Annotated in this window: 22 protein-coding genes; 12 read left to right on the top strand and 10 right to left on the bottom strand. The window is 69.1% G+C overall.

The window, feature by feature from the left end; translation table 11 throughout:
* Positions 1-14 precede the first annotated feature (14 nt).
* Genes IEY60_RS34340 through rdgB form a run of 3 tightly spaced genes read left to right on the top strand, consistent with a single transcriptional unit; the run spans position 15 to position 2196 of the window.
* Positions 15-779: a cyclic nucleotide-degrading phosphodiesterase gene (locus tag IEY60_RS34340; protein ID WP_189034721.1), complete on the top strand. Its 765-nt coding sequence runs from the start codon at positions 15-17 to the stop codon at positions 777-779.
* A gap of 44 nt (positions 780-823) precedes the next feature.
* A complete protein-coding gene (gene rph, locus IEY60_RS34345; RefSeq protein WP_189034722.1) occupies positions 824-1588 on the top strand; it encodes a ribonuclease PH in 765 nt (254 codons plus the stop codon).
* A gap of 2 nt (positions 1589-1590) precedes the next feature.
* A complete protein-coding gene (rdgB, locus tag IEY60_RS34350; protein ID WP_189034723.1) occupies positions 1591-2196 on the top strand; it encodes an RdgB/HAM1 family non-canonical purine NTP pyrophosphatase in 606 nt (201 codons plus the stop codon).
* Between the two features lie 61 nt (positions 2197-2257).
* On the opposite strand, the gene IEY60_RS34355 is transcribed toward rdgB, so the two are convergent.
* From IEY60_RS34355 to IEY60_RS34375, 5 genes are all read right to left on the bottom strand, one after another.
* Positions 2258-2605, bottom strand: coding sequence for a DUF3817 domain-containing protein (locus IEY60_RS34355; RefSeq protein WP_189034753.1), 348 nt, complete (start codon positions 2603-2605; stop codon positions 2258-2260).
* Positions 2606-2631: 26 nt separating this feature from the next.
* Positions 2632-3063, bottom strand: coding sequence for a transcriptional regulator (locus IEY60_RS34360; protein WP_373291808.1), 432 nt, complete (start codon positions 3061-3063; stop codon positions 2632-2634).
* Positions 3064-3149: 86 nt separating this feature from the next.
* Entirely contained in the window at positions 3150-4025 is an 876-nt protein-coding gene (locus IEY60_RS34365) for an oxidoreductase (protein WP_189034725.1), read from the bottom strand.
* A 39-nt stretch (positions 4026-4064) separates the two neighbouring features.
* Positions 4065-4985 (bottom strand): sigma-70 family RNA polymerase sigma factor, encoded by a 921-nt coding sequence (locus IEY60_RS34370; protein ID WP_189034726.1) that lies wholly within the window; start codon positions 4983-4985, stop codon positions 4065-4067.
* 78 nt (positions 4986-5063) lie between these two features.
* Positions 5064-5354, bottom strand: coding sequence for a hypothetical protein (locus IEY60_RS34375; protein WP_189034727.1), 291 nt, complete (start codon positions 5352-5354; stop codon positions 5064-5066).
* Positions 5355-5462: 108 nt separating this feature from the next.
* Between IEY60_RS34375 and IEY60_RS34380 the strand changes: the two genes are divergently transcribed.
* From IEY60_RS34380 to IEY60_RS34395, 4 genes are all read left to right on the top strand, one after another.
* Positions 5463-6095: a TetR/AcrR family transcriptional regulator gene (locus IEY60_RS34380; protein WP_189034728.1), complete on the top strand. Its 633-nt coding sequence runs from the start codon at positions 5463-5465 to the stop codon at positions 6093-6095.
* A gap of 68 nt (positions 6096-6163) precedes the next feature.
* Positions 6164-8194 carry an MDR family MFS transporter gene (locus IEY60_RS34385; protein ID WP_229740380.1) on the top strand — a complete coding sequence of 677 codons (2031 nt, stop codon included), beginning with the start codon at positions 6164-6166 and terminating at the stop codon, positions 8192-8194.
* Between the two features lie 78 nt (positions 8195-8272).
* A complete protein-coding gene (locus tag IEY60_RS34390) occupies positions 8273-8914 on the top strand; it encodes a PadR family transcriptional regulator (protein ID WP_189034729.1) in 642 nt (213 codons plus the stop codon).
* 160 nt (positions 8915-9074) lie between these two features.
* Entirely contained in the window at positions 9075-10286 is a 1212-nt protein-coding gene (locus IEY60_RS34395; protein WP_189034730.1) for an FAD-dependent oxidoreductase, read from the top strand.
* Positions 10287-10589: 303 nt separating this feature from the next.
* Here the strand turns inward: IEY60_RS34395 and IEY60_RS36435 are convergent, their stop codons facing one another.
* The 4 genes from IEY60_RS36435 to IEY60_RS34415 are packed head-to-tail and all read right to left on the bottom strand — an operon-like array spanning position 10590 to position 12821.
* Positions 10590-10964 carry a helix-turn-helix domain-containing protein gene (locus tag IEY60_RS36435; RefSeq protein WP_308426159.1) on the bottom strand — a complete coding sequence of 125 codons (375 nt, stop codon included), beginning with the start codon at positions 10962-10964 and terminating at the stop codon, positions 10590-10592.
* Between the two features lie 44 nt (positions 10965-11008).
* Positions 11009-11749, bottom strand: coding sequence for a phosphatase PAP2 family protein (locus IEY60_RS34405; protein WP_189034731.1), 741 nt, complete (start codon positions 11747-11749; stop codon positions 11009-11011).
* A gap of 26 nt (positions 11750-11775) precedes the next feature.
* The gene (locus IEY60_RS34410; protein WP_189034732.1) at positions 11776-12000 is read right to left on the bottom strand and encodes a hypothetical protein; all 225 of its coding nucleotides are present in this window, start codon (positions 11998-12000) and stop codon (positions 11776-11778) included.
* Between the two features lie 35 nt (positions 12001-12035).
* Complete coding sequence (locus IEY60_RS34415) at positions 12036-12821, bottom strand: HNH endonuclease family protein (RefSeq protein ID WP_189034733.1); 786 nt, start codon at positions 12819-12821, stop codon at positions 12036-12038.
* Positions 12822-13067: 246 nt separating this feature from the next.
* Between IEY60_RS34415 and IEY60_RS34420 the strand changes: the two genes are divergently transcribed.
* Together IEY60_RS34420 and IEY60_RS34425 are read left to right on the top strand one after the other, a co-directional pair.
* On the top strand, positions 13068-13952 hold the full coding sequence (locus tag IEY60_RS34420) for a haloalkane dehalogenase (protein WP_268241509.1): 885 nt from the start codon (positions 13068-13070) through the stop codon (positions 13950-13952).
* A 17-nt stretch (positions 13953-13969) separates the two neighbouring features.
* A complete protein-coding gene (locus tag IEY60_RS34425; protein WP_229740381.1) occupies positions 13970-14803 on the top strand; it encodes an RNA polymerase sigma factor in 834 nt (277 codons plus the stop codon).
* 4 nt (positions 14804-14807) lie between these two features.
* Here IEY60_RS34425 and IEY60_RS34430 read toward each other — a convergent pair whose 3' ends face one another.
* Positions 14808-15458: a phosphate signaling complex PhoU family protein gene (locus tag IEY60_RS34430; RefSeq protein WP_189034736.1), complete on the bottom strand. Its 651-nt coding sequence runs from the start codon at positions 15456-15458 to the stop codon at positions 14808-14810.
* A 93-nt stretch (positions 15459-15551) separates the two neighbouring features.
* Here IEY60_RS34430 and IEY60_RS34435 point away from each other — a divergent pair, with 93 nt between their 5' ends.
* The 3 genes from IEY60_RS34435 (at position 15552) to IEY60_RS34445 (ending at position 18565) form a co-directional block, all read left to right on the top strand.
* A complete protein-coding gene (locus IEY60_RS34435; protein WP_189034737.1) occupies positions 15552-16655 on the top strand; it encodes a calcium:cation antiporter in 1104 nt (367 codons plus the stop codon).
* A 198-nt stretch (positions 16656-16853) separates the two neighbouring features.
* The gene (locus IEY60_RS34440; RefSeq protein ID WP_189034738.1) at positions 16854-17699 is read left to right on the top strand and encodes an MlaE family ABC transporter permease; all 846 of its coding nucleotides are present in this window, start codon (positions 16854-16856) and stop codon (positions 17697-17699) included.
* Positions 17699-18565, top strand: a complete 867-nt coding sequence (locus IEY60_RS34445; RefSeq protein ID WP_019045463.1) for an MlaE family ABC transporter permease — start codon at positions 17699-17701, stop codon at positions 18563-18565. The genes IEY60_RS34440 and IEY60_RS34445 overlap by 1 nt, the downstream gene beginning before the upstream one ends.
* Positions 18566-18567 lie beyond the last annotated feature (2 nt).

Consider the following 18567-nt stretch of genomic DNA (forward strand, 5'->3'; position numbering starts at 1 on the left):
GGCAGCATGGGGGCATGCGCCTTACCGTCCTCGGGTGCTCGGGCAGCGTGTCCGGCCCGGACTCCCCAGCGTCGGGCTACCTGCTGACCGGCCCTGATATGAGGCCCACCGTCATCGACTTCGGTCCCGGAGTCTTCGGGGCGCTGCAGAAGCACATGAACCCGGGTGACGTCGACATCTTCCTCACCCATCTGCACGCCGACCACTGCCTCGATCTGCCCGCGCTGCTGGTGTGGCGCCGCTACCACCCGAACCCGCCGCAGGGTCAGGCGGTGGTGCGCGGTCCCTCCGATGCCGCGCTGCGCATCGGCAACGCCTCCGCCGAGATCGGCGGCGAGACCGACGACTGGTCCGATGTCATCGACTCGCAGGCCTGGGTCGAGAACGTCCCGGTGCCGTTCGGGCCCGGCCACACGGTCGAAGCCCGCCGGATGTACCACCCGCCGGAGTCCTACGGCCTGCGGATCACCGCCGCCGACGGCCGCGTGTTCGTCTACACCGGCGACACCGCCATGTGCGATGCCGTGGTCGACCTGGCACAGGGCGCCGACGTGCTCATGGCCGAAGCCTCGTGGACCCACGATCCCGCCAATCGCCCACCCGGCATTCACCTTTCGGGCACCGAGGCGGGCGAGATCGCCACCCGCGCGGGCGCCAAGGAACTCCTGCTCACCCACATTCCCCCGTGGACCTCGCGGGAGGACGTCATCGCCGAGGCCAAGGCCGCCTTCTCCGGGCCCGTCCACGCGGTCTCCCCGGGCGAAACCTTCGACCTCTAGCACCCCGCACCCCCGGATCTCGCGTCGGCCAATACACTCTCCTCGTGTCGAGACGAGCCGATGGCAGGGCGGATGACGAACTCCGCGAGGTAAGGATCACCCGTGGCTTCACCACGCATCCGGCGGGATCGGTGCTGGTCGAGTTCGGGCAGACCAGGGTGATGTGCACGGCCAGCGTCACCGAGGGCGTGCCGCCGTGGCGCCGGGATTCCGGGCTCGGCTGGCTCACCGCCGAATACGCGATGCTGCCCGCCGCCACCCACACCCGCAGCGGGCGCGAGTCGGTGAAGGGCAAGGTCGGCGGGCGCACCCAGGAGATCAGCAGGCTGATCGGCCGGTCGCTGCGCGCCTGCATCGACCTGGCCGCGCTCGGCGAGAACACCATCGCGCTGGACTGCGACGTGCTGCAGGCCGACGGCGGCACCCGCACCGCCGCGATCACCGGCGCGTACGTGGCGCTCTCGGACGCGGTGACCTACCTGGCCGCCGCGGGCAAACTGGCCGACCCGCAACCGATCTCGTGCATGATCGCCGCGGTGAGCGTCGGCGTGGTCGACGGCCGGGTGCGCCTGGACCTGCCCTACGAGGAGGACTCGCGCGCCGAGGTCGACATGAACGTGGTCGCCACCGACACCGGCACCCTGGTCGAGATCCAGGGCACCGGCGAAGGCGCGACATTCCCGCGCTCGACCCTGGACAAGCTGCTCGACTCGGCGCTGGCCGGCTGCGAGCAGCTGTTCGCGGTCCAGAAGGAGGCGCTGGCGCTGCCCTACCCGGGCGTGCTGCCCGAGCCCGCCGCGAAGAAGTAGTCGTGGCCGTGCGTGTGCTGGTCGCCAGCCGGAATGCCAAGAAGCTGAAGGAATTGCGCCGGATCCTCGACGAGGCGGGCGTGGCCGGTATCGACCTGGTCGGCCTGGCCGACGTGCCGCCGTACGAGGAGGCGCCCGAGACCGGCGCCACCTTCGAGGAGAACGCGATCGCCAAGGCCCGTGACGGTGCCGTCGCCACCGGATTGCCGTGTGTGGCAGACGATTCCGGGATCGAGGTGGACGCGCTCAACGGCATGCCCGGTGTGCTCTCGGCGCGCTGGTCCGGCCGCCACGGCGACGACGCGGCCAACAACGCGTTGTTGCTCGGCCAGCTCGGTGACGTCCCCGACGAACGCCGCGGCGCCGCCTTCGTCTCCACCTGCGCCCTGGTCCTGCCCGACGGCACCACCACCGTGGTCCGCGGCGAATGGCGCGGCACCATCGCCCGTGAACCCGCGGGCGACGGCGGCTTCGGCTACGACCCGCTGTTCCTGCCCGAGGGCGGCACCGGCAGCGCGGCCGAGCTGACCCCCGCCGAGAAGGACGCGGTCTCCCATCGCGGCCGCGCCCTCACCCAGCTCATCCCCGCGCTGGCCGCCCTGGCCTGATCGGGGAACAAAACAGCGCCGCCGCTCCGTAATCGGGGCGGCGGCGCTGTCGTAGCTGGGGTCAGAGGCTGTACTGCTGTTTGACGTCCTTGGCGTTGCGGTGCTCGACGAAGAACGAGAGCAGCGGGATGGTGCCCGCGATGAGGGTCCCGACGGTGCGGCCGATCGGCCAGCGGACCTTCACCGCGAGGTCGGCGGTGACGAGCAGGTAGGCGAAGTACACCCAGCCGTGCACGACCGCGATCCAGCTCGGGGTGTCGACGCCGAAGCCGTACTTGGCGATCATCTCGGCGGTGAGCAGCAGCAGCCACAAACCGGTGACCCACGCCAGCACCCGGTAGCGCTGCAACGCCGGGGCGATCTTGGCCGTGCCAGCGCCGGCCGCCGGTGCACCGGTCTCCTTCTCCAGCGACGGTGCGGTGGTGTTGTTGTCGGTCACCCGGCATTCCTCTCAGTGGCGTGCAGACCGGCCGAGCGGACCTGCGCATCGATGTCGTTGGCGTGCAGTTGTACCAGGTACTGGTTGTAGGCGACCGTTTCCGGGTCGTCGGCGGGCGCGGCCTTGGGCCGTTCGGGCAGGATCCCGGCGGGGATCTCGCGCGGCGCCACGGACGCGGCCGTGCGCGGTGCCGATGCCGGTTCCTCGGCCTCGCGTTCCAGTCGCACGAACCGGACGTAGGCGAACACCGCGAACGCGGCGAACAGCGGCCACTGCATCGCGTAGCCGAGGTTCTGGCCGGTACCCGACGCCGATTCGAACCGCTCCCACTGCCACCAGGCCAGGGCGAGGCAGCCCAGTGCGACAACGATGACCAGCGCGATCAGGGCCGGTCGATTGTGCGCCGGGCGGGGAGAAGGAGCGGACACGCACTCCACGGTACCCGGCTACTACAGCGTGCGTAGGACCAGGTCGCAGCTGAGAGGGGCGTCATAGCCGGGCTCGTGGCCCACCGTCAGAACTTGTAGCTGATGCCTGTCATCCGCTCGGATTCCTCCCACAGCCTGCGCTGCAGTTCCGGATTGCGCGAGATCGCGCTCGACGGGCACGGCTCGACCGGGCCCTGGGACTGCATCCACTTGTTGGGACCCCAGTAGACGGTCGGGTCGGCGGTCGGGTCGGTGGCCGCGAACAGGGTCGAGTGGGCGGCCTTGGCCGGCGGGTGGCCGATGAGCTTGATGAACGGCTTGCTGACCCGGTCCAGGACGGTCTCGGTGCGGGCGAACAGGTCGGTCGCCGAGACGCCGGGGTGCACCGCGTAGGACTTCTTCGGCGAACCGGCCTCGGTGAGCCTGCGCTGCAGCTCGCGGCCGAACATCAGGTTGGCCAGTTTGGCCTGGGCGTAGGCGAGGTTGCGCTGGTAGCGGCGGTTCTCGTAGTTGAGGTCGTCGATCCAGAGCTTGGGCGTCTGCTTGTGCGCGATGCTGGCCAGGGTGACCACCCGGTCGGTGATCTTGTCCAGCAGCAGGCCGGTGAGCGCGAAGTGCCCGAGGTGGTTGACGCCGAACTGGGTCTCGAAGCCGTCGGCGGTGCGGGAGAACGGGATGTTCATCAGGCCCGCGTTGTTGATCAGCACGTCGAATTCGCCCTGCTGCTCGGCGAACGCGCGCACGGAAGCCAGGTCGGCCAGGTCGAGCGCGGCGACCCGGACGTCTCCGGGGATGGCGTCGGCGATCGGCTGGGCCTTGGCCGCGTTGCGGCAGGCCATGATCACGGTGGCGCCCTTGCCTGCCAGCACCTTGGTGGTTTCGGTACCGAGGCCGCCGTTGGCCCCGGTGATCACGAACGTGCGCCCGGTCTGGTCCGCGATGTCAGTTGGTTTCCATGCCATGCGCCGACCTTACTCCGGAGTAAGATCGGAAGGAAGTATTCAGTCGAGCAGGCCTGTCAGCGTACTGGCGCAGGCGGGCCTGCGGAGCTTCGACATCGCCTTCGCCTCGATCTGCCTGGCCCGTTCCCTCGACACGCCCAGCTCCGAACCCACCTCCTCCAGGGTGCGGCCCTCGCCGCGATCGAGGCCGAACCGCAAGCGGATGACGGCGGACTCGCGCTCGGTGAGCACGCCGAGCGCGGCCTCGACATAGCGGGGCAGCATGCGCTCGGCGACCGTGTCCGCCGGGGCGGGCGCGGTATCGGGCAGCAGGGCGCCCAGCTCGGTGTCCTCGCCGATCGGGGCGTGCAGTGACACCGGCTCGGCCTCGTGCCGCAGCACCGACTCGACCTGGGCCACCGTGAGCTCCGCGGCCGTGGCCAGCTCCTCGACGGTGGCGACGCGGCCGAGCTGATGGGCCAGCTCGCGCCGCACGCGGATCACCCGGTGCAGGACATCGGCCACATTCGAGGGCAGCCGGATCGTGCGGCCCTGATCGGTGAGCGCGCGGCCGATCGATTGCCGGATCCAGTACGTCGCGTAGGTGGACAGCTTGAGCCCGCGCTCGTGGTCGAACTTCTCCACCGCGCGGATCAGCCCCAGGGTGCCCTCCTGGATCAGATCCAGCAGCGACATGCCCGTATTCGTCGGGAACCGCCGCGCGATGGAGACCACGAGACGCAGATTCGCCCGCACCATATGGTCTTTCGCGCGCAATCCGTCGATCTCCGTGCGACGCAGCTGTTCTCGCCGCGCGGCGGTGAGTTCGATGCCGACGGCGGCATTCTCGTCGAGTTCGGCGCGCGCGGCGGTACCAGCGGCGATGCGCGCGGCGAGCGCGTATTCCTGCTCGGCGGTCAGCAGGGGAGTGCGGGCGATGGCGGTGAGGTAGTCGCGGATGGGATCAGCGGTGACGGTCAAGAGGAACTCCCATGCAGAGGCGGCTTCGACGGAGGGGGTTGGACGGGTGGGGGCGACGGTTCGCCCCCACCCGGTCGGTCAGCGGCCGGGGATCCGCAGCGGCCTGCGCACGGTGGCCGACCGGGTCTGCGCGCCACGGATGGCCGAGCCGGTGCCGCGTCGCCGCTGTGCCGGGACGGGCGCCGCGGTGCGGGCGGGGCCGGCCTGGCGCCGGATCGGCATAGGCAGGGGTTCGGGCGCGGTCAGGATCTCGCGGACCGCGTCGTCGAGCGGGCTTCGCATTGTCGTGTATCGGGCCATATCGGCTGCTCCTTCGTCGGTGGTGCCGGTGCGTCGGGTGGGGGCTGCGATATCGGGTCCGTGCGGCATGCGCTGTCTCCTTCGATCGGTGTCGCTCGCGGCAACGAACACAAACTTAGAGCGGACCTAAAAATATGTCAAGCATAAATTTGTGACGACTTCAGATATGCTTCCGGCATGACGACGCAGCAGGGGCTTCGAGCCAGGAAGAAGCAGCAGACCAGGGAGCAGATCTCGCACAGGGCGACCGAGCTGTTCCTCGAGCGCGGATTCGACAAGGTGACGATCGCCGACGTGGCCGCGGCCGCCGATGTCGCCAAGATGACCGTCACCAACTACTTCCCGCGCAAGGAGGACCTCGCCCTCGACCTCGGCGAGGTCTTCGCCGAACAGCTCGCGGCGGTCGTGCGCGGTCGTGCGCCGGGGGAGTCGGCGCTGGCCGCGCTGCGCGGGGCCTACCTCGCCGCGGTGGCCGCGCAGGATCCGGTGATCGGGTTCAGTGGAGCGCCGTTCGCGAAGATGATCACCGACAGTCCCGCGCTGACAGCACGACTGCGCGAGTTCCACGAAGACCGGGAGGCCGCGCTGGCGCGTGCGCTCGCCGAGGCCACCGGCGCCGCGCCCGACGACATCACCCCGCGCGTCGCCGCAGCCCAGCTCGCCGGCGTCCACCGGGTGCTGTTCGACGAGATCCTGCGCCGCACGCTCGACGGCGAATCCGGCGACGAGATCGCCACGACCCTTGGCGTTTACACCCGGATCGCCTTCGGCGCGCTCGAACCGGGGCTGGGTGACTACGCGGTGCGCTGAGTCCCGGCACCGATTTGCTGCCGTGTCACTGAAGTATCGGGAGCGGCCCGAACGCCCATACTGGGGCAATGGCGGATGGTGTTGCTGTAGACGAGCCCGTCGAGCCGATGAGCAAGGCCAAGATCAATGTCGTCTTCGCGACGGTCGTTCTCGGCATGCTCATGGCCGCGCTCGATCAGACCATCGTCTCTGCGGCGCTGCCGTCCATCGTCGCCGATCTCGGCAGCGCGGGCCACATGGCCTGGGTGGTGACCGCGTATCTACTCGCCGAAGCCGTCGCGACCGTGCTCGCGGGCAAACTCGGTGACCTGTTCGGCCGCAAACTGCTGTTCCAGGTCAGCGGTGTCATCTTCATCGCGGGCTCGGCGCTGGCCGGTCTCGCGCCGGGCATGGGTGTGCTGATCCTGGCCAGAGGCATCCAGGGGGTGGGCGCCGGCGGGTTGATGGTCACGTCGATGGCCCTGATCGCCGACACGATTCCGCTGCGCGAACGCGGCAAGTATCAGGGCGCGCTGGGTGCGGTCTTCGGCATCACGACCGTCGTCGGCCCCACCCTCGGCGGGCTGTTCACCGATCACGCGAGCTGGCGCTGGTGCTTCTATGTCAATGTGCCGCTGGCGATCATCATGATCGCGATGGCGGCGCGCACGCTGCCGCATCTGCGCGCGGTCGCGCGGCCGGTGATCGACTATCTCGGCATCGGCCTTGTCGCGCTCGGCGTCTCGGCGCTGATTCTCGGACTCGAGTTCGGCGGCAACGAATATCCGTGGGGCTCTTGGCAGATCATCGGGCTGTTCGTGCTGGCTGTCGTCCTGCTGGTCGCGTTCGTCATGGTGGAGAACCGGGCGGTGGCGCCCATGCTGCCGATGCGGCTGTTCCGCAGCCGGGTGTTCACGGTGTCCTCGGTGCTCAGCTTCATCGTCGGCTTCGCGATGCTCGGCTCGATGACATATCTGCCCGCCTATCTGCAGTACGTCGACGGCGCGACGGCGACGGTGTCAGGCGTGCGGACGTTGCCGCTGGTCGTCGGCCTGTTCATCACCTCGGTCTTCTCCGGGCAGGTGGTCGGGCGCACCGGGCAGTACCGGTATTTCCCGGTCGTCGGCATGGCGGTGATGGCCGTCGGGCTGGCCCTGATGTCGACGATGGGCCGCGAGACCAGCGTCTGGCTGGAATCGCTGTACATGCTGATCCTCGGCGCCGGGCTCGGGCTGTCGATGCAGGTGCTCACCATCGTCGTGCAGAACACCGTGCCCTACGCCGACCTCGGCACCGCCACCTCGGGCGTGACGTTCTTCCGCACGCTGGGCAGCGCGTTCGGCACGGCGGTGTTCGGCACGCTCTACACCAACCAGAGCAAATCGGCGCTGGCCGAGGCGCTGCGGCAGACGCCAGGCGTCACCCCGGAGGCGGCGGCCAATCCGAAGGTGTTGCGTGAGTTGCCGCTCGAGCTCTCGACGCTGGTCGTCGACGCCTACGCGAACTCGATCAACTACGTGTTCCGCTGGGTGGTCCCGGTCGCGCTGCTCGGGTTCGCCGTCGCCTGGTTCCTTCCGCAGGTGCGGTTGCGCGACAGCGCGCGCCACGGCGCGGACGATATCGGCGAGGGGTTCTCTGTACCCGATTCCGACGACCGGGTGGTGCAGCTGGAACGGGCGGTCGCGGCGACCGTGCGCAAGGCCAGGGCGCAGAAGCCGATCATCCCGGAGCTCATCGCGGCGTCGGGCAGCTCGCTCGGTCCGGACGCCGCCTGGGCGCTCGGGCAGGTGTACCTCTACGACAAGCAGGGCCTGCCCGCGAAGCTCCACGCCATCGCTTTCCGGCACCGGCTGCCGGTGGAGGTGCTCTCGCCGGTGTTCCGGCAGGCCGTCGACGACGGGCTGCTGCTCGCCGACGCGGGCACGCTGTCGCTGACCGAGCAGGGTCGCCGCGAGGTCGACCAGCTGCGGGCGGGCTGGCGCCGCTGGCTGGGGGATCGGCTCGACGACTGGAACTACCAGGACCCCGCCGATCGCGCGCTGCTCGACGAAGCGCTGTCGAAAATCGCGGGCAAGCTGCTCGAGCAGGGCGCCGACAGCGTCGAGGTCGCCAAGGTCTGATTTCGTCCAGGCCGCTGGACAGACCTTGCCCACCAAATACTCGTAGACGTATATTCGTAGACGAGTAAGGAGGTGGGCATGGCTACGAAGCGCAAGGTGAACAATCTGCTCGCGCTCGCCGTGCTGTCGGTGATCGTGCAGCGGCCGATGCACCGATACGAGATCGCCGCCACCCTGCGTGCCCATGGCAAAGACAAGGACATGGACATCAAGTGGGGTTCGCTCTACACGGTCGTCCAGAACATGGCCAAGGCCGGTTTCCTCGAAGTCGTCGGCAGTGAACGCGACGGCGCCCGCCCCGAGCGGGTGATCTACCGGATCACCGATGCCGGGCGCGCCGAGATGGCCGACTGGACCAGGGAACTGCTGGCCTCGCCCGAACCCGAACAGCACCGGTTCACCGCGGGATTGTCGATCCTGGCTGTGCTTCCGCCCGACGAGGTGGTCGAGCTGCTCGGCATCCGGATCGCCGCGCTCGAGCAGGCCGTCGAGCGCGCGAAGACCGATCTCACCGCGCTGGCAGGCACGCTGCCCCGGCTGTTCCTCGTCGAGACCGAATTCGGCATCGCGATGCTGGAAGCCGAAGCGCGGTGGGCGCGCTCGCTGCGTGACGAACTACGCGCGGGCACCTTCGAAGGCCTCGAGATGTGGCGGCAGTGGCATGCCGATGGCATGCCCGCCGACCGGATTCCCGAATTCGGCGAAAGGGGCAACGACTAGAACTCGCTCCCGAAAAGACCCGGACCCGGTGGTGTGCGGCAACACCCCACCGAGTCCGAGAACCGTCCCGACACCGTGCTCACACGCATGCGCACCCGGCTACGAGGCTGGCAACCACAGGATAGCCCGGGTGACGCAGACACAGATCTGGAGATCACTCATGTCCATAACCCGTTCCGCCTTGGTCATCGGCGGTGGCATCGCCGGACCCGTCGCTGCCACCGCCCTGCGGCGGGCAGGCATCGACGCCCATGTCTACGAGGCCTATTCCGGGCCGTCCGACGGCATCGGCTCCGGGCTCGCACTCGCCCCCAACGGGGTCGCGGCCCTCGACATCATCGGCGCGGGCGACGCGGTGCGCGGGATCGCACTGCCCGTCCAAGGCATGCGGCTGGCCGTCGGCGGCCGCGAACACATCCTGCCGGTGCTGGCCGATCAGCCGCCGCTGCAGGTCGTCGATCGCGGTGAGCTGCACCGCACGCTGCACGATTACGCGGTCGCCGCGGGAGTGCCGTTCACCTACGACAAGCGCCTGATGCGCGTCGACGAGCACGCCGACGGCGTGACCGCGCACTTCACCGACGGCTCGACCGCGTCCGCCGACATCCTCGTCGGCTGCGACGGCATCCGGTCCACCGTCCGCAGCCTGATCGACCCGGCCGCACCCGGCCCCGACTACACCGGCATGCTCGGCTTCGGCGCCCTGGTCGAGTGCGAGCTCGACCTGCCCGCCGACACCATGGTGTTCGCCTTCGGCGCCAAGGCCTACTACCTGTACTGGCAGCACGCCGACGGTCGCGTGGCCTGGGGCGCGAATCTGCCAAGCAAGCAGTACTACTCGCTGACCGAGGCCCGCGCGGTCCCGGCCGAACACTGGTTGCGGGTGCTGCGCGAGACCTACGCGCCCGACACCCCGGGTGGCGAGTTCGCCCGCCGCACCACCGCCGAGAACCTGGAGATCACCGGCGCGCTGCACATCATGCCGCCGGTGCCGCACTGGCACCGCGACCGGATGGTGCTGGTCGGCGATGCGGTGCACGCGCCGTCGAACAGCTCCGGTCAGGGCGCGTCGCTGGCGATCGAGAGCGCCGTGCAGCTGGCCCGCTGCCTGCGCGATATCGACACCCCGACCGCGGCCTTCGCGGCCTACGAGCAGCTGCGGCGAAGCAGAGTGGAGGGCATCGCGGCGCGCGCGGCGAAGGTCAACCACAGCAAGACGCCGGGCCCGTTCGCCCGCAAGATCATGAACGCGATGATGCCGCTGATGGTCAAGACGGTGATGAACCCGGAGAAGACGATGGGCGCCGAACGCCGCTACCGCATCGACTGGGACGCACCGGTGCAGCGGGAGCTGGTGGCCTCCACCCTGTGATCCCCAGCCCCTCGGCCGTCACCCCGGCCGAGGGGCCCGTCGGGGGTAGGGATAGCGACAGCCTATGGATCGGAGAGCTCAGGGTCGGCGCGCAGCCGGAGGATGCGGGCGGTCTCCGGGTCGGCGGGCAGGAACGCCTCGAGGTGGAGTTCGGCGATGGTGATATCGGTCGCGGTGGCGAAGGAGGTGCGGGTGGTGATCAGACGCAGGTCGCCGTCGTCGGTGCGCAGGTGCAGGGGGACGGCGAAGCCGACGTGGTCGGGGCCGGGGCGGTGGCCGGCAGATAGCCGGACAGTTCCGCGATCAGTTCGTCGAGAACCGGGTCGGGGGTGTGGGCCGCGCGACCAGCGCCGGGTACGGCAGGTGACCGTCGAGGACCGCGCTGAGCGCCTCGCGCACCGGTGCCAATTCCGGTGCGGCCAGCTCGCTTTCGGGGAACACCGGGGCGAAGCCCGCGGCCGGCAGCAGGTTGTTGCGGTCGCGCAACGTCAGCTCGAGCGACTCGGCCAGGCGAACCACCATCGTGCGGCCCGGCTGTGACCTGCCCTGTTCGAGGAAGCTCAGGTAGCGCTGGCTCGTCTCGGCGCGAATCGCCAGATCGAGCTGACCGACCCGGCGCAGCGTGCGCCAGTGCCGCAGTCGCGGGCCGAAGGCGGTGGTGGACAGCGCGGTCGTCATGGGCCGAGTCAACCGTGCGGCGGTACCGCGGTGAACGCCGGCGACTACCTGCGGTCGGGCGCTGCCGGCACGGTGGTGGTTTCGGTGGGCTGATCGACGGGGGAGGGGGCGCGGTACACCCAGGCGAACACGGTGACGCACAGGGTCAGCCAGAACAGGCCGAAGATCCAGCCCGCGAGGACGTCGGTGAACCAGTGCACGCCCAGGTAGACCCGGGACAGGCCGACCGCGATCGGGAACACCGCCGCGAATACGGTGGCGGCCACCCGGACCGTGGCGTGGCGGAGGCTGGGGATCACGGTGAGCGCGACGATGCCGACCACCACTGTGGTGCCGAGGGTGTGGCCCGACGGATAGGACAGGCTCGGCTCGACGACGAGGCGGGTCAGCTCGGGTGGCCGGTGCCTGCCGACGATCCGCTTGACCACGAAGACGAGCACCCCCGCCCCCGCCGAGGTCACGGCGACCAGCACCGCGGTCGGCCAATTGCGCCGCCAGGCGAACCAGGTGACGGTGAGCGTCGCGAGGATCGTCATCGACAGGGTGTCGCCCAGATCGGTGACCACCCGGGCGATCGAGGTCAGTGGTTCGCCACGGTGGGCGATCATCCAGTCGAGTACCCGCGGGTCGATTCGGATGATGCCCGCGTCGTCATTGACCTGCCAGGTGAGCGCGGCGACGAGGACCGCGGCGGTGGCGATCAGCGTCACCGCGAGCGGCAGCCGCCGGCCGAGCGCGGACCATGCGACATCATCGGACGGGGGTCTTCCAGAGGCAGTCGGCATAACTACCAGATTGCCAGCCCGCGGGCTCAGGCTTCGAAGACCACCGTGTTCCCGGCGACATCGCGGGTGCCCGCGACCTTCTTGATCGCCTTCACCAGGTCGGCGACGCTGTCCCACACGCGTGGGGGTTCGGCCTCGATGTTGCCGATGGTGTACCAGGTGTCGGTACCGCGGTAGCGGACGAGGCCCTTGCCCGAATCATCGAGCATGACATCGAGCTCGCCGGACACCGTCCCTTCCTCTTCGGTCATGACGGCGCTCTCGGCGGTGATCTCGATCGTCTCGCTTATGTGAACTCTCCTCGGCGGAGGCAGTCGTCGACTGCGGTGCGCAACGCGGCGTGCTCGGCGGTATCAACGGTCAGCGCGTACTTTATCTTGACCTTCACGTAATGCTCGACATAGGCGCACCGGAAATTGCCGGGCGGCAAGTAGTTCGCGGGGTCCTGATCGCCCTTGGAGCGGTTGGCCGACGGGTCGGCGGCGACCAGGTTCAGCGAATCGTTGGCGATGCGGCGGCGGGTGTCCTCGTCGCGGTCGGCGGCGCCGGAGCGCCACGCCTCGGCCAGCGCGACGATGTGCTCGGCGTCGACCTTGGCCGGGTCGGTGATGAACTTGTACGGCCCGAGCTGCCCGGTCTTCTTGTCGACGAAACCGTAGCGGTCCTGCCAGCCCGCGCCGGCGGGAATCTTCAGCTCGCAGGTCTTGGGGTCGAGGGTGACCTTGCCGGTGGCGTCGCGCAGCATCATCACCTCGCGGCTGGTGCACTTGGTGTACTGCGCGAGGTCGCCGCCGAAGCCGTGCTCGGGCTTGTTGGTGTCCCAGTGCGGGAACTTCTCCCTGGTGTAGCCCGTCATCGCGCCTTCCTTGGCGACGACGAGTTTGCCTACCAGATCGCCGATCTCCTTGCCCGACACCGTCGCGGCGTTGGCCGGACCGGGTCCGGGCGCGGTGGGATCCACCTTGTCCAGCAGCGAATTCGCCACGGTCACGACGACGGCGAGACAGATCGCCGCGGCGAGGGCGAGCAGGGCCCGGCCCAGAGGAGAGCCACTGATCGAGGACCACTTCATGCCCGTACCACCCATATGCCTTCGTCGAAAATGAACCGGCACAACCTAACGGCCGCACGCGGTGTCGTAACTGATTGTCGGCTATGACCTTCCGCACACGACAGTGCAAAGGAATTGCGGCTCAATAGCGTTCACCTATCGACGGAGGTGACCGGCGGAAACGTCGCGTAAACCGGTAGTGACGCAGATCACCGCGAATCCCTGTCGACGTCGGTCGGTTCCCCGTGTCCAAGCCAGGGAAGGATCATTCACCGAAAGGAACCGGCCATGCCGACCGTCGACGTCATCGACTCGTTCATCTCCTACAGCGACGCGGGTGCCGATACCCGACCCGTCGTCTTCCTGCACGGCAACCCGACCAGCTCGCACCTGTGGCGCAATGTGCTGCCGGTCGTGCGCGAACACGCGCGCTGCCTGGCGCCCGACCTGATCGGCATGGGCGCCTCCGGCAAACCCGACATCGCCTACCGCCTCGGCGATCACGCGCGCTACCTCGACGCCTGGTTCGACGCACTCGAGCTGACCGACCCGATTCTGGTCGGCCACGACTGGGGCGGCACCCTGGCCATGGACTTCGCCGCCCGTCATCCCGGGCGGGTCGCGGGCATCGCCGTCATCGAGACCTTCCTGCGCCCGCTGACCTGGTCGGAGCTGCCCGCCCGCTCGGCCGAGATGTTCCGCCTGTTCCGCTCTCCCGCAGGCGAACAAGCCGTGCTGAACGAGAACAAATTCATCGAGTACAACCTGCCGACCCTGGTGCCCGCGCTCAGCGAGGCCGATCTCGACGCCTACCGCGCCCCGTATCCCACCCCTGCCTCGCGGGCCCCGATGCTGGCCTGGGCCAGGGAATTCCCGCTCGACGGTGAGCCCGCCGACGTGGTGGCCAGGGTGAACGCCTATGGAGAGTGGATGGCGGCGAGCGCGGGCGTGCCGAAGCTGCTGATGACGGTGGAACCGGCCGTGGGGCTCGGCAGCGCCGAGGTGATCGAGTGGGCGGCGCGGACATTCGCCGACATCGAGGTCGAATCGGTCGGTCCCGGCTCGCATCACGCGCCCGAGGACCAGCCGGAGGCGATCGCGAAATCCGTCGCGGGATGGCTGCACCGGCACGGGCTGCTCGACCGGGCATGACCGGCGACAATGGCGGGATGGAGACCGAGGAGGCCCGATTGGTGGCCCGCGCCGTCGACGGCGACAAGGCGGCGCTGGCCGAGGTGATCGGGCAATTGCAGGATCCCCTGTACCGCTTGGCCTTGCGGATGACCGGCCGCCCGGCCGACGCCGAGGACGCGGTGCAGGAGATCCTGATCCGGGTCGTCACCCGGCTGTCCACGTGGCGCGGCGAAGCCAAGCTGCTCACCTGGGCCTACCGGGTCGGCGCCAACTATCTGATCTCGCAGCACCGGCGTTCGGCCGCCGAGAACGCGCAGCTCAGTCTCGACGATTTCGGCGCGAGCCTGCTCGACGGACTGGCCACCGAGGACTACCGCGGTCCCGAAGCCGCGCTGCTCACCGAGGAGGTCCGGCTCAGCTGCACCCAGGCGGTGCTGCAGTGCCTGAGTCGCGACGAGCGGGTCGCCTTCGTCCTCGGTGACCTGTTCGGGCTCTCGGCGCCCGAGGCGGCCTGGGTGCTCGACATCACTCCGGCCGCGTATCAAAAGCGCTGGGAGCGGGCCAAACAGCGACTCGGCGCGTTCCTGCGCGACTCCTGCGGACTGGTGAACCAGGCGGCGCCGTGCCGGTGCGCCCGCCGGGTGGTCAGGGCGAGCGAGCTCGGGCGGATCGATGTCGCGAAACCCGCCTATACGAAACACGCTGTGCGGCAGGGTGGTCGCACGGTCGCGGCGGCGGCGCAGGAGCTGAGCCGGCTGCGGGACGCGGCCGCCGTCCTCGCCGCGCACCCGGATTACGCGGCGCCGCAGGAGAAGATCGCGGCGATCACCGCACTGGTTGGCTCCGGCCGGTTTTCGCTGCTCGACTGAGGGGTCAGTCGGGCAGCGAGCCGGTCTCCGGCGGAATGCCGGTGTCCAGGAAGCGGATCAGCCGGGCGATCCGGGCGGTGTGGTCGACGCAGCGCTGGAACTGGCTACCGAGCAGGGCCAGATCGATCGCCGCGCCCGCGTCCGTCTCGGTCGTGGCCAGCACCGTGCGCAGCTGTTTGCACAGCACGTCCATGGACTCGGCGGTGGTGCCGTCGTCGGCGACGAAGCGGCCGGTCGCGACCGAAGCGCCAACTCGGGCAACACATTCGGCGGCCAAGGTGCCCATCGCCACCAGCTCGGCGATGACCGGCGCCGCCGCCACCGCGCGCGGATGGGCGCGATACACGTACTGGCCCGCGGTCTCGGTGCGCCTGCCGATGCGGGAGAGTTCGCCTGCGATCTGGATCGCGGTGACCACGTGGCGTAGGTCGCGCGCGACGGGCGCCTGCAGGGCCAGCAGCGCCATGGTGCGGTTCTCGCAGGCGGCGAACATCTGCTGTAGCTGTTCGTCGAGGGCGAAGACCTCGTAGGTCGCGGTCAGGTCGGCGCCTGCCAGCGCCTCGGTGATCCGCTCCGTCGCATCATGAGCCAGGCGCGACATCAGGGTGAGATCGTTGGACAGGGCAACGAGCTCGAGGGTGAACTGGGTCCGCACGGGCTGAATTGTTCCCCATCGAGGCGTTTCGGGGAATCCAACCGGTGATCTTCGCGGCCGCGTATCCGGGTGCACTCGCGCGCAGCTGGGACGATGGAGATCATGATTGCCGCCCTGAGGACCAGATGGACCCTGTACATCCCGATATTCGCCGCCCTCGTGCTCGCCGCTACCTGGGGGCGAGACGTACCGGGAGTCGTCGTGGTGCTGGTCGACATCGCGCTGGTCGGTGCGGTGCTGGCCGCGGTCTTCCACGCGGAGGTGGTCGCGCACCGGGTCGGTGAACCGTTCGGCGCGCTGGTGCTGGCGGTGGCCGTCACCGTGATCGAAGTGGCGCTGATCGTGACGATGATGATCTCCGGAGGCGACAAGGCGGCGTCACTTGCCCGTGACACCGTCTTCGCCGCGGTGATGATCACCTGTAACGGCATCTTCGGTCTGGTGCTGCTCGTCGGCGCGCTGCGCAGGCGGGTCGCGGTGTTCAACTCCGAGGGCACCGGCGCCGCGCTGGCCACCGTCGCGACCCTGGCGACGCTGAGCCTGGTGCTGCCCACCTTCACCACCAGCAAGCCGGGCCCGGAGTTCTCGCCGGCGCAACTGGCCTTCGCCGCGGTCGCCTCGCTGGCCCTGTACCTGCTGTTCGTGATGGTGCAGACGGTGCGCCACCCCGACGACTTCCTCCCGGTGGAGGAGGCGGGCGCGGTCGACGACGCCGACACCGGCCACGACACCGCGCCGTCCACCCGGACCGCCGTGATCAGCCTTGCGCTGTTGGTGCTGGCGCTGATCTGCGTGGTCGGGCTGGCGAAGGTGGTCTCGCCCGCGCTGGAGCGTGGCGTTGCCGCGGCCGGTCTGCCGCCCTCGGCGGTCGGCGTGGCGATCGCCATGCTCGTGCTGCTGCCCGAGACGCTGGCCGCGTTCAACTCCGCGCGCCGCAACCAGGTGCAGATCGGCCTGAACCTGGCGCTCGGCTCGGCCATGGCCAGTATCGGCCTCACCATTCCGGTGATCGCCCTGGCAACCATCTGGCTCAGCGGTCCGCTGGTGCTCGGTCTCGGCGCCACCCAGATGGTGCTGCTCGCGCTGACCGTCGTGGTCGGCACGCTGACCATCGTGCCCGGCCGCGCGACCCTGCTGCAGGGTGGTGTTCACCTGGCGTTGTTCGCGGCTTTCGTGTTCCTGGCCGCAAGCCCGTAGCTGGAGTGTTGCGGATCACAAGGGGTGGTGATCTGTCATGGAAACTGAGGAAAAGCGACGAGGGTCACCACCCCTAAATTTTGTTGTGACGCAGCGTACCGGTTAGCTTGCTGGAGTTGGCACCGACGCCGAAGCCAGAGAGTGCGGTATGAAAATCATCATTTCCCGTGCTTCGCGAGCGGGCCGGGGGCATCGCTGATGTCCACCGATCTGCATTCCGCGAAGCCGGATTCCGCCACCCAGATCGTCCGCAAGAATTTCACCGACACCGTCGTGTCGTCGTTGCGGACCTTCGGGCGCGCGGTCGACCTCGCGCAGGAGTCGGTCACCGGCACGGTCGCCGATGTCGCCCGCGGACATTTCCAGTGGCGCGAGACCCTCGTGCAGGCCTGGCGGCTGATCACGGTCACCGCGATCCCGGCGATCCTGATGGCGATCCCGTTCGGCGTGATCGTCTCGATCCAGGTCGGCAACCTCATCCACAGCCTCGGCGCGGACTCCATGCTCGGCGCGACCGGCGGCCTCGGCGTCATCAAGCAGGGCGCGCCCATCGCGACGGGCTTCCTGCTCGGTGGCGCCGGCGCCGCGGCGATCGCCGCCGACCTCGGCGCGCGCACCATCCGCGAGGAGATCGACGCGCTCAACACCATGGGCATCAGCCCGGTGCACCGGCTGGTCATCCCGCGCATGATGGCCATGCTGATCGTCGCGCCGATGCTCAATGTGCTGATCATCTTCGTCGGCGTGCTCGCCGGGTACGCGGTCGCCGTCGGCGGCCAGGGCGTGACCCCGGGCAGCTACTGGTCGACCTTCGGTTCCTTCGCCACCGCCGGTGACGTGTGGGTGTCGCTGCTCAAGGCGCTGATCTTCGGCTTCCTTGTCGTCGTCATCTCCTGCCAGCGCGGCCTCGAAGCCAAGGGCGGTCCGCGCGGCGTCGCCGACGCGGTGAACGCGGCGGTGGTGCTGTCGGTGGTCTCGATCGCGATCGTGAACCTGCTGGCAACTCAGATCAGCGCCATGTTCCTGCCGACGAAGTTGGCGTGATGGCTGCCTCCTCCTATATCCCCACCTCGCTGCACTGGCTGCGCAAGCCGGTCCGCCTCGGCAAGCGCATCGGCTCGGCAGGCGAATCGCTGGGCTTCGTGGCCGTGTTCGTCTGGCAGGTGCTGTCCTCGGTGCCGCTGACGCTGCGCCGCTACCGCGACGAGACGCTGCGCGCGGTCACCGACATGACCTGGGGCCGCGGCTCGATCATCGTCGGCGGCGGCACCGTCCCGATGATGATCGTGCTCGGCCTGGTGATGGGCGCCTCGGTCGGCGTCGAATCCTTCGCCTCGCTCGACATGCTCGGCATGGGCCCGGTGACCGGTGTCATCTCGGCCTACGCCACCACCCGTGAGCTGGCCCCGATCGCGGCGGCCATCGGCTTCGCCGCGCAGGCGGGCTGCCGGATCACCGCCGAGATCGGCTCGATGCGCATCTCCGAGGAGATCGACGCGATCGAGGCGCTGGGCCTGCGGTCGGTCCCATTCGTGGTGACCACCCGTGTCATCGCCGGTGCCATCGCCATCGTGCCGACCTTCCTGATCGCGCTGATCCTGTCCTACGGCGCCTGCCGCGGCTTGCTCACGATGGTCTACGGGCAGTCGGCCGGCGTCTACGATCACTATTTCTTCCAGTTCATCTCCGGCTTCGACATGATCGCCGCCGTCATCAAGGTCGCCGTGTTCGGCACCGTGGTGATCCTGGTGCACAGCTACTTCGGGTTCTTCGCCACCGGCGGTCCCGAGGGCGTCGGCATCGCCTCCGGCCGCGCGGTGCGGGCCAGCTCGGTGGCCATCGTGGCCATCGACATGGTGCTGTCGATCATGCTGTGGGGCTTCAACTCGGCGATCAGTTTTACGGGGTGAGC

It is taken from the genome of Nocardia rhizosphaerihabitans, from assembly GCF_014646295.1.
GTDB classification, from domain to species: domain Bacteria; phylum Actinomycetota; class Actinomycetes; order Mycobacteriales; family Mycobacteriaceae; genus Nocardia; species Nocardia rhizosphaerihabitans.

Bases quoted from the DNA above. Each gene is read 5' to 3' on its own strand.
- IEY60_RS34340 (WP_189034721.1), top strand. From the start codon at position 15: ATGCGCCTTACCGTCCTCGGGTGCTCGGGCAGCGTGTCCGGCCCGGAC.
- IEY60_RS34365 (WP_189034725.1), bottom strand. From the start codon at position 4,025: ATGGCATGGAAACCAACTGACATCGCGGACCAGACCGGGCGCACGTTC.
- IEY60_RS34375 (WP_189034727.1), bottom strand. From the start codon at position 5,354: ATGCCGCACGGACCCGATATCGCAGCCCCCACCCGACGCACCGGCACC.
- IEY60_RS34380 (WP_189034728.1), top strand. From the start codon at position 5,463: ATGACGACGCAGCAGGGGCTTCGAGCCAGGAAGAAGCAGCAGACCAGG.
- IEY60_RS34385 (WP_229740380.1), top strand. From the start codon at position 6,164: ATGGCGGATGGTGTTGCTGTAGACGAGCCCGTCGAGCCGATGAGCAAG.
- IEY60_RS34390 (WP_189034729.1), top strand. From the start codon at position 8,273: ATGGCTACGAAGCGCAAGGTGAACAATCTGCTCGCGCTCGCCGTGCTG.
- IEY60_RS34395 (WP_189034730.1), top strand. From the start codon at position 9,075: ATGTCCATAACCCGTTCCGCCTTGGTCATCGGCGGTGGCATCGCCGGA.
- IEY60_RS36435 (WP_308426159.1), bottom strand. From the start codon at position 10,964: ATGACGACCGCGCTGTCCACCACCGCCTTCGGCCCGCGACTGCGGCAC.
- IEY60_RS34405 (WP_189034731.1), bottom strand. From the start codon at position 11,749: ATGCCGACTGCCTCTGGAAGACCCCCGTCCGATGATGTCGCATGGTCC.
- IEY60_RS34410 (WP_189034732.1), bottom strand. From the start codon at position 12,000: ATGACCGAAGAGGAAGGGACGGTGTCCGGCGAGCTCGATGTCATGCTC.
- IEY60_RS34415 (WP_189034733.1), bottom strand. From the start codon at position 12,821: ATGAAGTGGTCCTCGATCAGTGGCTCTCCTCTGGGCCGGGCCCTGCTC.
- IEY60_RS34425 (WP_229740381.1), top strand. From the start codon at position 13,970: ATGGAGACCGAGGAGGCCCGATTGGTGGCCCGCGCCGTCGACGGCGAC.
- IEY60_RS34435 (WP_189034737.1), top strand. From the start codon at position 15,552: ATGGAGATCATGATTGCCGCCCTGAGGACCAGATGGACCCTGTACATC.
- IEY60_RS34440 (WP_189034738.1), top strand. From the start codon at position 16,854: ATGTCCACCGATCTGCATTCCGCGAAGCCGGATTCCGCCACCCAGATC.
- IEY60_RS34445 (WP_019045463.1), top strand. From the start codon at position 17,699: ATGGCTGCCTCCTCCTATATCCCCACCTCGCTGCACTGGCTGCGCAAG.